Origin of the sequence: Neisseria gonorrhoeae (genome assembly GCF_013030075.1) — a bacterium.
Lineage (GTDB): Bacteria > Pseudomonadota > Gammaproteobacteria > Burkholderiales > Neisseriaceae > Neisseria > Neisseria gonorrhoeae.
Genome location: NZ_AP023069.1, coordinates 1,645,411 through 1,658,099, shown reverse-complemented (window position 1 = coordinate 1,658,099; position 12,689 = coordinate 1,645,411). Strand labels below are relative to the sequence as shown.

Here is a 12,689-nt window from a genome sequence, read left to right as displayed (position 1 = left end):
AAATCAGGCGGATAAACAAATCGAATAAATCCTTACCGCAAAACGGAGGCAAAATGCTCAAATCCATCGAACTCAATTCACACATCCGCAACCGCCTTGCAGCATATCTGAAAGGCAGGGGTTTGGATTTTCAGACGGCAATGCAGGAAGAAGAAGGCAACAAAGAAATCGCCGCCATCGTCCACAGCGGTCTGCCCACTCTGGTCCGCAAACTGTATTCCGAACAAAAAATGCAGAAGTTTTTTTGGGAAAAGCGGGATTTGATTGCCGACTACATCAGCCGCCGGATGCAGGGATAGGCGGCTGAAATCTGTTTTCAGGCAAGTGAAAAGACAATATGGCGGATTGAAATTACGCTTATCGTCATTCCCGCCCGCGCGGGAATCCGACTTGTCCGGTTTCGGTTCTTTTTCTCGTTTCGGGTGATTTCTAAACCGTCATTCCCGCGCAGGCGGGAACCCAGACCTTTAAACCCCGGCCATCCCCGATAAATTCTTGCCGCATTAAAATTCTAGATTCCCGCTTTCGCGGGAATGACGGCGGAGGGGTTTTTTGTTTTTCCCGATTTTTCATTGCGATGTAGTGTGATATAGTATATAATCATTATAACTTTAACACTTGACAAAGGAAAATTTCTCATGACACTGAAAGCAAGCAAGCGGTCGGGTTAATCTATTAACATTATCTGTTTTATCGCTGTTTTGCACGCCATATGCTTGGGGTTCGGATGCGTACGATCCCGTCAAAGAAGCCGAGATTAAAAACAAATTTATTTTAGAAGCGGCGGAAGACAGAAATTCCCACGTTTGGCGCGGCCCGTGCAGTGTGTCTTTTGATTGCTTCGGTGCTTTCAGTTATCAGCCCGGTTCGGATACTCGTCCTACAAATGTTGGCGATACTGCCGATTTTTCATTTTCAGACAAGCCGGCAAACGGTGTTTTCCATTATTTCTCCAGCGGTAAAACCGATCAAAAATCATCTGAAGCCTTGTATGACGAAATCAATATTACGGGTAAAAACTACAATAGCGGCATCCTCGCCGTCGATAATATGCCTGTTGTTAAGAAATATATTACAGATAATTACCGAACTGATTTAAAGCAGGCAGTTAAAAAGCAATTACAGGATTTATACAAAACAAGACCCGAGGCTTGGGAAGAAAATAAAAAACGGGTTAGGGAAGAGATAATAAAGCAGTTTGGAATTTCTGAAGATGTGTTTAATAAACTTCAACAGAAAATGCCTCAAAAGATTAATTCTTTAATAGAAGAACAGGTACTCACTCCTTATATATTGCGTCCCTAAGAAGGGGCGTTAATTTTTGTTAATCGCCCCTTCTTAGGGACGCAATATATAAGGCAGTAATATGCAGTTTTACCTGCAACCGCAGGCGCAGTTTACCTACTTGGGCGTAAACGGCGGCTTTACCGACAGCGAGGGGCGGCGGTCGGGCTGCTCGGCAGCGGTCAGTGGCAAATCCGCGCCGGCATTCGGGCAAAAACCCGTTTTGCTTTGCGTAACGGTGTCAATCTTCAGCCTTTTGCCGCTTTTAATGTTTTGCACAGGTCAAAATCTTTCGGCATGGAAATGGACGGCGAAAAACAGACGCTGGCAGGCAGGACGGCGCTCGAAGGGCGGTTTGGCATTGAAGCCGGTTGGAAAGGCCATATGTCCGCACGCATCGGATACGGCAAAAGGACGGACGGCGACAAAGAAGCCGCATTGTCGGTCAAATGGTTGTTTTGATGCGCCGGGAAATGTTTTGACACACAGGCGGCACACCTGCACGGCCCCGTGCGCCGCCCCGCAAACCGATCCGAACCCTGCCGCCCCGAAGGGCGGGGCATAATGATGAAACCGGCGGAAAACCGCCGGTTTTTTGCCGCCGTCTGAAACCCGATTCTGGCTTCAGACGGCATTGTCGCGGCATCGGGCGGCAGGGTTTGGAACAGCGGCATAAAAAACTGATACAATCCGCCGGTTGATAATGGTTATTTTTTATTTTTATTTTTGTGGGAAGACATTTATGCCTGCACGAAACAGATGGATGCTGCTGCCTTTATTGGCAAGCGCGGCATACGCCGAAGAAACACCGCGCGAACCGGATTTGAGAAGCCGTCCCGAGTTCAGGCTTCATGAAGCGGAGGTCAAACCGATCGACAGGGAGAAGGTACCGGGGCAGGTGCGGGAAAAAGGAAAAGTTTTGCAGGTTGACGGCGAAACCCTGCTGAAAAATCCCGAATTGTTGTCGCGTGCCATGTATTCCGCAGTGGTCTCAAACAATATTGCCGGTATCCGCGTGATTTTGCCGATTTACCTACAACAGGCGCGGCAGGATAAGATGTTGGCACTTTATGCACAAGGGATTTTGGCGCAGGCAGAGGGCAGGGTGAAGGAGGCGGTTTCCCATTACCGGGAATTGATTGCCGCCCAACCCGACGCGCCCGCCGTCCGTATGCGTTTGGCGGCGGCATTGTTTGAAGACAGGCAGAACGAGGCGGCGGCAGACCAGTTCGACCGCCTGAAAACAGAAGATCTGCCGCCGCAGCTTATGGAGCAGGTCGAGCTGTACCGCAAGGCATTGCGCGAACGCGATGCGTGGAAGGTAAACGGCGGTTTCAGCATTACCCGCGAACACAATATCAACCAAGCCCCGAAACAGCAGCAGTACGGCAACTGGACTTTCCCGAAACAGGTGGACGGCACGGCGGTCAATTACCGGTTCGGCGCGGAGAAAAAATGGTCGCTGAAAAACGGCTGGTACACGACGGCGGGCGGCGACGTGTCCGGCAGGGCTTATCCGGGGAATAAGAAATTCAACGATATGACGGCAGGTGTTTCCGGCGGCATCGGTTTTGCCGACCGGCGTAAAGATGTCGGGCTGGCAGTGTTCCACGAACGCCGCACCTACGGCAACGACGCTTATTCTTACGCCAACGGCGCACGCCTTTATTTCAACCGTTGGCAAACCCCGAGATGGCAAACGCTGTCTTCGGCGGAGTGGGGGCGTTTGAAGAATACGCGCCGGGCGCGTTCCGACAATACCCATTTGCAAATTTCCAATTCGCTGGTGTTTTACCGGAATGCGCGCCAATATTGGACGGGCGGTTTGGATTTTTACCGCGAGCGCAACCCCGCCGACCGTGGCGACAATTTCAACCGTTACGGCCTGCGCTTTGCCTGGGGGCAGGAATGGGGCGGCAGCGGCCTGTCTTCGCTGTTCCGCCTCGGCGTGGCGAAACGGCATTATGAAAAACCCGGCTTCTTCAGCAGTTTTAAAGGGGAAAGGCGCAGGGATAAAGAATCGGACACATCCTTGAGCCTTTGGCACCGGGCATTGCATTTCAAAGGCATCACGCCGCGCCTGACGCTGTCGCACCGCGAAACGTGGAGCAACGATGTGTTTAACGAATACGAGAAAAACAGGGCGTTTGTCGAGTTTAACAAAACGTTCTGATTGCTGTTCCTTTTCGGCGGAAACCCTGCCGGCGGCGGTGTCACGGCGGGCATCGGCGGCTTTCGGGCGGTGTTTTGCGTGCCGCCGCGTGTGCGGAAACGTATTCCGGTTTTTCCGGCATAACGGCGATGCGGGGTAAAATGCCGTCTGAAACCCGATTCGGGCTTCAGACGGCATTGTCGCGGTTGCGGCGGGCGGGTTTACCAGATTCCGTCAAAGGTTTTCGTGCAGCGCCAAAACTTCCGCCTGTCTGTGGGTTTGAAGGTCAGCGTACCGCCGTGTTGTCCGTCCGTGGCGATGTCCAGCCGTTTGATTTTGCCGGTGCGGACGGCTTCGTAAAGCGGTGCGAACCAGCGTTCTTCCCACTGCTGCAATATTGCCGCATACCGCTCCCTGTCCCCTGTCAGGGCGGTCAGGCGCAAATCGTCCATAAACAGGATGTGGTGCGTATCGGGCAGGTGTGCCGCCGTTTCCGCATAAGCTCGGAAGCTGTCGGGCAATGCTCGGCGGTTCGGGTGAAAACGGCTCCAAACCGTATCGGCGAAAAGCGTGCCGCCTTGTGCGCTTCCGTGCAGACTGTCCCAAAGCCATAAGCCGTTCAATTCGGGCAGCCCGCGTTTTTTGCGGTTGTGGTTGACGGGGTGAGCGTTCAGCCACATTTGGATTTCGGTTTGGACGCGCAGCCATTCCAACGCGTCTTCCCCGTCCGGCTGATCGTCCGCGCCCAACAGTCCGCCCAAGTCCAAAACGGGCTTCGCGCCCCAGCGGTACGCGCGGGGAAGGGAAACCAGCCATAATTCGGGCAGGACGGGAACGAAACGCCACGGAATGTCGCCGTAAAACGCCGACAGATCGCGGCAGAGCCGTTCCGCTTCATCCGTACCGACATCCAAATATTCCGCCGTCAGCACATTTGCCTGATGCAGCCCCATTTTTTGCCAGACGGGCGTGGCGAGCGCGACGGTTTCAGACGGCATATTCAGGCTTTGCGCCGGGCGTTGTGCCAGTCTTCCGCACCACAAATAACGTGCGTAAAATGCCGAAGCCGTGCAGCTTTGGCGGTGCGGCGAGCCGTATTGCAGGATTTTGTTGAAGGCGGGCAGGCATAGAGGTATTCGGATTTCGTCTTCATCCAAATTGAGCGAGGGGAGGGCGAGGGTGAGTTTCATCGTTTGATGCCTGACAAATGAGGATCGGGCGGATATTATAGAGGATTCGGCGCAAACGCCGTCAAAAAGGAACAATATGGCTGTCTTCCCACTTTCGGCAAAACATCGGAAATACGCGCTGCGCGCGCTTGCCGTTTCGATTATTCTGGTGTCGGCGGCATACATTGCTTCGACAGAGGGGACGGAGCGCGTCAGACCGCAGCGCGTGGAACAAAAACTGCCGCCGCTGTCTTGGGGCGGCAGCGGCGTTCAGACGGCATATTGGGTGCAGGAGGCGGTGCAGCCGGGCGACTCGCTGGCGGACGTGCTGGCGCGTTCGGGTATGGCGCGGGACGAGATTGCCCGAATCACGGAAAAATATGGCGGCGAAGCCGATTTGCGGCATTTGCGTGCCGACCAGTCGGTTCATGTTTTGGTCGGCGGCGACGGCAGTGCGCGCGAAGTGCAGTTTTTTACCGACGAAGACGGCGAGCGCAATCTGGTCGCTTTGGAAAAAAAAGGCGGCATATGGCGGCGGTCGGCTTCTGATGCGGATATGAAGGTTTTGCCGACACTGCGTTCGGTCGTGGTCAAAACGTCGGCGCGCGGTTCGCTGGCGCGGGCGGAAGTGCCCGTCGAAATCCGCGAATCCTTAAGCGGGATTTTTGCCGGCCGCTTCAGCCTTGACGGTTTGAAGGAAGGCGATGCCGTGCGCCTGCTTTACGACAGCCTGTATTTCCACGGGCAGCAGGTGGCGGCGGGCGATATTTTGGCGGCGGAAGTTGTCAAGGGCGACACAACCCATCAGGCGTTCTATTACCGTTCGGACAAGGAAGGCGGAGGGGGCGGCAATTATTACGATGAAGACGGCAGGGTGTTGCAGGAAAAAGGCGGCTTCAACATCGAGCCGCTGGTCTATACGCGCATTTCTTCGCCGTTCGGCTACCGTATGCACCCCATCCTGCACACATGGCGGCTGCACACGGGCATCGATTATGCCGCACCGCAGGGAACGCCGGTCAGGGCTTCCGCCGACGGCGTGATTACCTTTAAAGGCCGGAAGGGCGGATACGGCAACGCGGTGATGATACGCCACTCCAACGGTGTGGAAACGCTGTACGCGCACTTGAGCGCGTTTTCGCAGGCACAAGGCAATGTGCGCGGCGGCGAGGTCATCGGTTTTGTCGGTTCGACAGGGCGTTCGACCGGGCCGCACCTGCATTACGAGGCGCGCATCAACGGGCAGCCCGTCAATCCTGTTTCGGTCGCATTGCCGACACCCGAATTGACGCAGGCGGACAAGGCGGCGTTTGCCGCGCAGAAACAGAAGGCGGACGCGCTGCTTGCGCGCTTGCGCGGCATACCGGTTACCGTGTCGCAATCGGATTGAAGTTTGAACCGACGACGAAAACAATGCCGTCTGAAAATCTGCAAACAGGTTTTCAGACGGCATTTATAGTGGCTTAAAATAAAACTAAGCCAAGGAAGCGCTGCCGTCATTCCCGTACCGGCGGGAATCCGGACACCACGGCACGGAAACCCATCCGCCGTCATTCCCGCGAAAGCGGGAATCTAGAAATACAATGCGGCAGGAGTTTATCGGAAATGACTGAACCCCAACGCACCGGATTCCCGCTTTCGCGGGAATGACGAAGTGGGTGGGAATCCGGATTTATCCGTTCCGGCAGTGTTTGCAAATAAAAGAAAACCCAACCGTCCCGATTCCCTACAGAGCTGTTTTACGGATTTTGCAGCGAGGGCACGGGGCGGTCTTGCGCCTGTTTGGTTTGCAGGGCCGTCAGTTTTTTCGTCAGCAGATTCAGTATCACGCCGTAGGCGGGCAGGAAGAAGAGGGTGCAGACGGTAAGTTTGAACAGGTAATCGACAAAAGCGATGCCCTGCCAGTTTGCCGCCATAAATTCATCGCTGCTTGCGTAAAAGGCAACGGCAAAAAATACTAACGTGTCCAGTGCATTGCCGATGACGGTTGATGCGGCCGGGGCAATCCACCACGCTTTCAGACGGCGTAATTTGTCGAATACGAAAATATCAAGGATTTGTCCGAGCGCGTAGGCGGCAAAACTTGCCAGCGCGATGCGTCCGACAAAGGTGTTGAATTGGGACAGCGCGCCCAAGCCCGTCCAACTGCCGTTGTGGAACAAAACGGAAAAGACGTAGGAAAGCAAAAGGGCGGGGAACATCACCCAAAAGATAATCCGCCGCGCCAAGTGCGAACCGAAAATGCGGACGGTCAGGTCGGTGGCGAGGAAGATGAAGGGAAAGGAAAACGCGCCCCAAGTGGTGTGGATGCCGAAAATCCGGAAGGGGAACTGCACCAGATAGTTGCTGGCGGCGATGATGAGGATATGGAAAAGCACCAGCCGGAAGAGTGCCTTCTGTTGCTGTGCGGCGGTCAATGCGTACATAAAAACCTTTCGGAAAGGCGTTCAGACGGCATACCGTATCGAAGGAATGCCGTCTGAAATATGGGAAGGATGGTTTATTGTGCGTCGTGCTCGAACAGGCGTTTGCGTGCCAATGCTTCAAACTCTGTGCCTGCTTTGCCGTAGTTGGCAAACGGATGAACGGCGATGCCGCCGCGCGGTGTGAACTCGCCGAACACTTCGATGTATTTCGGATCCATCAGGGCGATGAGGTCTTTCATGATGATGTTGACGCAGTCTTCATGAAAATCGCCGTGGTTGCGGAAGCTGAAGAGGTAGAGTTTCAGGGATTTGCTTTCCACCATTTTGATGTGCGGGATATAGCGGATGACGATGGTGGCGAAGTCGGGCTGCCCGGTCATCGGGCAGAGGCTGGTGAATTCGGGGCAGACGAATTTGACGAAATAGTCGTTGTCGGGATGTTTGTTGTCGAATGCTTCGAGAATTTCAGGCGCGTAGCCGGTCGGATATTGGGTTTTTTGATTACCCAAAAGAGAGATGCCTTGCAGCTCTTCGTTGTTGCGGGACATAGGGTTTCCTTAGTTTTTTAGTGTGGGAGGTTTTCGAACCACGGGGCGGCGATTGTAATATAAGCGGCGGTATTTGTGTAGTTTTCTTCAGACGGCATGGTGCGGGCGGCGGTGTTTGCCATGTCATATATAAACGAAATATATTTTCAGTTTTGCCGCCTGAAGCGTTGTTTTTTGAATATTGCATCTAAAATACTGACTTGATTGAATTATTGCGCGGATATAAAATCTATTTCCTATTGAAAGAACATTGTTTATATGAAATCAGGAAATTCGGAACCCAATCTTATGGAAACGCACACAGACGAAACAAAACTTCAAAACACGCAAGTCAAACGCAAACGCCGCCTGACGGCATTGACGCTGCTGTTCGCGCTTTCCGCCGCAGCCGCCGGATCGGCGTTTTTTTTATGGTGGCAGCACGAAGAGGAAACGGAAGACGCTTATGTTGCCGGACGCGTGGTTCAGGTTACGCCGCAAAAGGGCGGCACGGTGCGGAAGGTTTTGCACGACGATACGGATGCCGTGAAAAAAGGCGACGTGCTGGCGGTGTTGGATGACGATAATGATGTGCTGGCTTACGAGCGGGCAAAAAACGAGTTGGTTCAGGCGGTGCGCCAAAACCGCCGGCAAAATGCCGCCACTTCGCAGGCGGGGGCGCAGGTTGCCTTGCGCCGTGCGGATTTGGCGCGCGCGCAGGATGATTTGCGCCGCCGGTCCGCTTTGGCGGAATCGGGTGCGGTGTCCGCCGAAGAGCTGGCACACGCCCGTACGGCAGTGTCTCAGGCGCAGGCGGCGGTTAAGGCGGCTTTGGCGGAAGAATCTTCGGCACGCGCGGCTTTGGGCGGAGATGTTTCTTTGCGCGAACAGCCGGAGGTTCAGACGGCAATCGGCAGGTTGAAAGATGCGTGGCTGAACCTTCGGCGGACGCAAGTCCGCGCGCCGGCGGACGGTCAGGTGGCGAAGCGTTCGGTGCAGGTCGGGCAGCAGGTGGCGGCAGGCGCGCCGCTGATGGCGGTGGTGCCGCTGTCGGATGTGTGGGTGGATGCCAATTTTAAAGAGACGCAGTTGCGGCATATGAAAATCGGACAGCCTGCCGAGCTGGTGTCCGATTTGTACGGCAAACAAATTGTTTATCGCGGCAGGGTGGCAGGGTTTTCGGCAGGTACGGGCAGCGCGTTTTCGCTGATTCCGGCGCAAAACGCAACGGGCAACTGGATTAAAGTGGTGCAGCGCGTCCCCGTCCGTATCGTGCTGAACCGCGAAGATGTGGACAGGCATCCGTTGCGTATCGGTTTGTCGATGACGGTTAAAGTGGATACTTCCGCCGCAGGCGCGCCTGTTTCAAAAACGCCGGGTGCGGCATTGCCGGAAATGGAAAGTACCGACTGGTCGGAAGTCGATCGGACGGTCGATGAAATCCTCGGGCAATCCGCGCCCTGATGCCGTCTGAAACGGAGGACACAATGGATTATCCACCGCTTAAGGGTGCGGCATTGGCGTGGGTTACGCTGTCTTTGGGGCTTGCCGTATTTATGGAGGTTTTAGATACGACCATCGCCAACGTCGCCGTCCCCGTCATTGCCGGCAACCTCGGTGCGGCAACCACGCAGGGGACGTGGGTCATCACTTCTTTTTCCGTGGCAAACGCCGTTTCCGTGCCGCTGACGGGCTTTTTGGCAAAACGTATCGGCGAGGTCAAATTGTTTACCGCCGCCGCCGCCGGTTTCGTCATCGCATCGTGGCTGTGCGGCATCGCGCCCAACCTTCAGTCGCTGGTTGTTTTCCGCATTTTGCAGGGCTTTATCGCCGGGCCGTTGATTCCCCTGTCGCAAAGCCTGTTAATGGCATCCTATCCGCCCGCAAAACGGATGCTGGCACTGGCATTGTGGGCAATGACCGTCGTTGTCGCCCCTGTCCTCGGGCCGATACTCGGCGGTTGGATTTCCGGAAACTGGCATTGGGGTTGGATTTTCTTCATTAATATCCCCATCGGGATCATATCGGCATGGATTACATGGAAACATTTGAAACACCGCGAAACGGCAACCGTCAGAACGCCGACCGACTATGTCGGGCTGACGCTGATGATGGTCGGTATCGGCGCGTTACAGATGATGCTGGACAGGGGTAAGGAACTTGACTGGTTCGCCTCTGGAGAAATCATTACCTTGGGCGTAGTCGCACTGGTGTGCTTGTCGTATTTTATTGTTTGGGAATTGGGAGAAAAATATCCGATTGTCGATTTATCGCTGTTTAAAGATCGGAATTTTACCGTCGGCGTAATTGCCACCTCGTTGGGTTTCATGGTGTATATGGGGACGCTGACCCTGCTGCCGTTAGTGTTGCAGACCAACTTGGGCTATACCTCCGCGTGGGCAGGGCTTGCTGCCGCGCCCGTCGGCATCCTCCCCGTCTTCCTATCTCCGTTAATCGGCAGGTTCGGCAATAAAATCGATATGCGCCTGCTCGTAACCGCCAGCTTCCTGACCTTTGCCTTCACTTTTTATTGGCGCACTGATTTTTATGCCGACATGGATATCGGCAACGTCATCTGGCCGCAGTTTTGGCAGGGGGTAGGCGTTGCCATGTTCTTCCTGCCGCTGACCACCATCACACTGTCGCACATGAAGGGCGGACAGATTGCCGCCGCCGGCAGCCTGTCGAATTTCCTGCGCGTGCTGATGGGCGGTGTCGGCGTATCCGTCGTCAGCACCCTGTGGGAACGGCGCGAAGCGTTGCACCACACGCGTTTTGCCGAACACATCACGCCCTATTCCGCAACATTGCACGAAACGGCGGCGCATTTGTCCCAACAAGGCATTTCCGACGGTCAAACTCTAGGCATCATCAACAATACCATTACGCAACAGGGCTTCATCATCGGATCGAACGAAATATTCCTCGCCGGCAGCATTTTGTTTATCGTCCTGATTCCCATTGTCTGGCTGGCGAAACCGCCGTTCCACAGCGGCGGCGGTGGACATTGAGGGATTTGAAAACTTGAAATGCCGTCTGAAAATACTGGAAATATGTTCGGACGGCATTTTGAATGCAGAAGCTCCCGAAATCCGCTATAATCGCGCCCCATCTGTTTCGCACCTGCAAACGTTCCGCAGATGCGGCACTCGGGCGGCTTACCCGCGCAAAACATCTGTTTTTCTTTAAAACACTTGAAACGGCATTGTTTTTCGTGGTATAAATCGCGTTTTACTATTTTAGAAGTTTGGAGACTGATTATGGCACGAGTTTGCAAAGTGACCGGTAAACGCCCGATGTCCGGCAACAACGTATCGCACGCCAACAACAAAACCAAACGCCGTTTTTTGCCCAACTTGCAATCACGTCGTTTTTGGGTAGAAAGTGAAAACCGCTGGGTTCGCCTGCGCGTTTCCAACGCTGCATTGCGTACCATCGACAAAGTAGGCATTGATGTCGTATTGGCTGATTTGCGTGCTCGCGGCGAAGCTTAATTTAAACACTATTTAATTAAGGATTACTGCAATGCGCGATAAAATCAAACTGGAATCCGGTGCAGGTACTGGCCACTTCTACACCACTACCAAAAATAAACGCACTATGCCCGGCAAACTGGAAATCAAAAAATTCGATCCGGTTGCCCGCAAACACGTAGTGTACAAAGAAACCAAACTGAAATAATTTCAGTTTGAAAGCAAAGCCTCCGACTGTTCGGAGGCTTTTTTATTTTTATTGTGTTTCCTTTCTGCTTGAAACATCTGCCGTATGCGAATCTGCTGCAAACCGTCTGCCAAGGATATGGAAACCGCAAAACGGTTCATAATACAAAAATGCCGTCTGAAACGTTTCAGACGGCATTTCGGCAGTTTTCAACCGGTCAGTTGTTTGGTAATCAGCTTTTTCAGCGGCGGGAAGTTGTTGCCGGCTCGTAATACCAAACCGCGCAACAGTTTTGCCGGCGCGGTTTCGTTGGTAAACAGTTTCAGCATCATATTGGTGCCGTGATAAAGCGGATGGGCGTGCAGCATATGTTTGCTGCTGTATTTTTCCAACAAGGAAGCCGCGCCGATGTCTTGACCGCGCTGTTCGGCTTCGAGTATCAGTTTTGCCAGAATATCCGCGCTGGAAAGCCCGAGGTTGAAGCCGTGTGCCGTTACGGGGTGCATACCGACAGCCGCATCGCCGATCAGCGCGCTGCGTTTGCCGTAGAAACGTTTGGCAATCATGCCGACAAGGGGGTAATGGTGGATGCTGCTGACCAGTTCCATGTCGCCGAGCCTGCCCTTGAGCTGTTCTTTTACGCTTGCCGCCAATTCTTCGGGCGAAAGGTTTTGAACGCTGTTGATTTTATCGGTATCGACTGTAATGACGGTATTGGTCAGGCGCTTTTCCAGTGGCAGCAGTGCGATGGTGCGTCCGTAATGGAAGCATTCGTAAGCGGTATGTTGGTTGGAAAGGGTATGTTTCATGCGGCAGACGAACATGGTTCGGCTGTAGTCGTGCATATCTGAAGAAATACCGAGTTGTCGGCGGGTTTGTGAGAAACGGCTGTCTGCTGCCAAAAGGAGACGCGCGGTTAGAATGTCTCCATTTTCCAAAAAGACTTGCGCTTCATTATCAGATGTTTTGACTTCTTTAACGGCCGTATCGGTCAGAATGCTGACATTGTCGAGTTGTGATACGATTTCATAGGCGGCGCGGCGGATATTGTGGTTGGAAATCAGATAGCCCAAACAGTCGGCAGGCTCGCCGCGCGCTTCAGTCGGTTGGGGAAAGTGGAGCTGGTAGTCGGAACGTCCGTTCAGCACTTTGGCATCGCGCAAGGGGTAGATTTCGTTTTCGGGAATTTTGTCCCACATACCCAAACGCTGCATGATTTCGCGGGAAAAATGGGTCAGGGCGATTTCGCGTCCGTCATAGGGAGGATTTTGCAGAACAGTCAGTGGGCTGCGTTCGATCAGAGTAACTTTCAAACCGCTGCCGGCAAGTTCGGCTGCAAAACTTAAACCCGCCGGGCCTGCGCCGACGACGAGGATGTCGCTGTGTAAACTCATAAAATATCCTTTGCATAGGCGGATGCCGATGATTTCAGACGGCATTTGTAAGGGTTTGAATGCCGTTTGAACTATCT

The 12,689-nt window shown here is 53.8% G+C and carries 14 protein-coding genes and 1 riboswitch; of the genes, 9 read left to right on the top strand and 5 right to left on the bottom strand.

The genetic code is table 11. The annotated features are described in order from the left end of the window. The first annotated feature begins 53 nt into the window (after positions 1–53). Complete coding sequence (locus HT085_RS08690) at positions 54–299, top strand: hypothetical protein (protein ID WP_003689849.1); 246 nt, start codon at positions 54–56, stop codon at positions 297–299. Between the two features lie 526 nt (positions 300–825). Next, positions 826–1,305: a hypothetical protein gene (locus HT085_RS12085; protein WP_003703443.1), complete on the top strand. Its 480-nt coding sequence runs from the start codon at positions 826–828 to the stop codon at positions 1,303–1,305. 96 nt (positions 1,306–1,401) lie between these two features. Here the strand turns inward: HT085_RS12085 and HT085_RS12080 are convergent, their stop codons facing one another. Beyond that, positions 1,402–1,563, bottom strand: a complete 162-nt coding sequence (locus tag HT085_RS12080) for a hypothetical protein (protein ID WP_003700479.1) — start codon at positions 1,561–1,563, stop codon at positions 1,402–1,404. Here HT085_RS12080 and HT085_RS12075 point away from each other — a divergent pair. Beyond that, positions 1,489–1,746, top strand: coding sequence for an autotransporter outer membrane beta-barrel domain-containing protein (locus tag HT085_RS12075; protein ID WP_235220045.1), 258 nt, complete (start codon positions 1,489–1,491; stop codon positions 1,744–1,746). The two genes, HT085_RS12080 and HT085_RS12075, sit on opposite strands and share 75 nt — an antisense overlap. A 247-nt stretch (positions 1,747–1,993) precedes the next feature. Further along, positions 1,994–3,457, top strand: coding sequence for a surface lipoprotein assembly modifier (locus HT085_RS08680; protein ID WP_422120942.1), 1,464 nt, complete (start codon positions 1,994–1,996; stop codon positions 3,455–3,457). A 200-nt stretch (positions 3,458–3,657) separates the two neighbouring features. Here the strand turns inward: HT085_RS08680 and HT085_RS08675 are convergent, their stop codons facing one another. Further along, positions 3,658–4,626, bottom strand: coding sequence for a hypothetical protein (locus tag HT085_RS08675; protein ID WP_003691862.1), 969 nt, complete (start codon positions 4,624–4,626; stop codon positions 3,658–3,660). Positions 4,627–4,702: 76 nt separating this feature from the next. Between HT085_RS08675 and HT085_RS08670 the strand changes: the two genes are divergently transcribed. Beyond that, a complete protein-coding gene (locus HT085_RS08670) occupies positions 4,703–5,995 on the top strand; it encodes a DD-carboxypeptidase/endopeptidase Mpg (protein WP_003691859.1) in 1,293 nt (430 codons plus the stop codon). Positions 5,996–6,344: 349 nt separating this feature from the next. Here the strand turns inward: HT085_RS08670 and HT085_RS08665 are convergent, their stop codons facing one another. Next, positions 6,345–7,031, bottom strand: a complete 687-nt coding sequence (locus tag HT085_RS08665; protein ID WP_003689839.1) for a 7-cyano-7-deazaguanine/7-aminomethyl-7-deazaguanine transporter — start codon at positions 7,029–7,031, stop codon at positions 6,345–6,347. 74 nt (positions 7,032–7,105) lie between these two features. Next, positions 7,106–7,579 (bottom strand): preQ(1) synthase, encoded by a 474-nt coding sequence (queF, locus tag HT085_RS08660; RefSeq protein WP_003689837.1) that lies wholly within the window; start codon positions 7,577–7,579, stop codon positions 7,106–7,108. 3 nt (positions 7,580–7,582) lie between these two features. Continuing rightward, positions 7,583–7,627, bottom strand: a riboswitch (PreQ1 riboswitch). A 240-nt stretch (positions 7,628–7,867) separates the two neighbouring features. Here queF and farA point away from each other — a divergent pair. From farA to rpmG, 4 genes are all read left to right on the top strand, one after another. After that, a complete protein-coding gene (gene farA, locus HT085_RS08655) occupies positions 7,868–9,022 on the top strand; it encodes a fatty acid resistance MFS efflux transporter adaptor subunit FarA (protein ID WP_012503946.1) in 1,155 nt (384 codons plus the stop codon). A 23-nt stretch (positions 9,023–9,045) separates the two neighbouring features. Next, positions 9,046–10,569, top strand: coding sequence for a fatty acid resistance MFS efflux transporter permease subunit FarB (gene farB / locus HT085_RS08650; RefSeq protein WP_003703449.1), 1,524 nt, complete (start codon positions 9,046–9,048; stop codon positions 10,567–10,569). A 249-nt stretch (positions 10,570–10,818) separates the two neighbouring features. Continuing rightward, positions 10,819–11,052: a 50S ribosomal protein L28 gene (gene rpmB, locus HT085_RS08645; protein ID WP_002216391.1), complete on the top strand. Its 234-nt coding sequence runs from the start codon at positions 10,819–10,821 to the stop codon at positions 11,050–11,052. A 31-nt stretch (positions 11,053–11,083) separates the two neighbouring features. Then, positions 11,084–11,239, top strand: coding sequence for a 50S ribosomal protein L33 (gene rpmG, locus HT085_RS08640; protein WP_003689824.1), 156 nt, complete (start codon positions 11,084–11,086; stop codon positions 11,237–11,239). 188 nt (positions 11,240–11,427) lie between these two features. Here rpmG and ubiM read toward each other — a convergent pair whose 3' ends face one another. Beyond that, positions 11,428–12,612: a 5-demethoxyubiquinol-8 5-hydroxylase UbiM gene (gene ubiM / locus HT085_RS08635; RefSeq protein ID WP_020996717.1), complete on the bottom strand. Its 1,185-nt coding sequence runs from the start codon at positions 12,610–12,612 to the stop codon at positions 11,428–11,430. Positions 12,613–12,689 lie beyond the last annotated feature (77 nt).

What these genes read in the sequence shown, in the direction of transcription:
- ubiM (WP_020996717.1), bottom strand. Translation starts at nt 12,612, where the DNA reads ATGAGTTTACACAGCGACATCCTCGTCGTCGGCGCAGGCCCGGCGGGT.
- HT085_RS08690 (WP_003689849.1), top strand. Translation starts at nt 54, where the DNA reads ATGCTCAAATCCATCGAACTCAATTCACACATCCGCAACCGCCTTGCA.
- HT085_RS08670 (WP_003691859.1), top strand. Translation starts at nt 4,703, where the DNA reads ATGGCTGTCTTCCCACTTTCGGCAAAACATCGGAAATACGCGCTGCGC.
- farB (WP_003703449.1), top strand. Translation starts at nt 9,046, where the DNA reads ATGGATTATCCACCGCTTAAGGGTGCGGCATTGGCGTGGGTTACGCTG.
- HT085_RS08665 (WP_003689839.1), bottom strand. Translation starts at nt 7,031, where the DNA reads ATGTACGCATTGACCGCCGCACAGCAACAGAAGGCACTCTTCCGGCTG.
- queF (WP_003689837.1), bottom strand. Translation starts at nt 7,579, where the DNA reads ATGTCCCGCAACAACGAAGAGCTGCAAGGCATCTCTCTTTTGGGTAAT.
- rpmG (WP_003689824.1), top strand. Translation starts at nt 11,084, where the DNA reads ATGCGCGATAAAATCAAACTGGAATCCGGTGCAGGTACTGGCCACTTC.
- rpmB (WP_002216391.1), top strand. Translation starts at nt 10,819, where the DNA reads ATGGCACGAGTTTGCAAAGTGACCGGTAAACGCCCGATGTCCGGCAAC.
- HT085_RS08675 (WP_003691862.1), bottom strand. Translation starts at nt 4,626, where the DNA reads ATGAAACTCACCCTCGCCCTCCCCTCGCTCAATTTGGATGAAGACGAA.
- farA (WP_012503946.1), top strand. Translation starts at nt 7,868, where the DNA reads ATGGAAACGCACACAGACGAAACAAAACTTCAAAACACGCAAGTCAAA.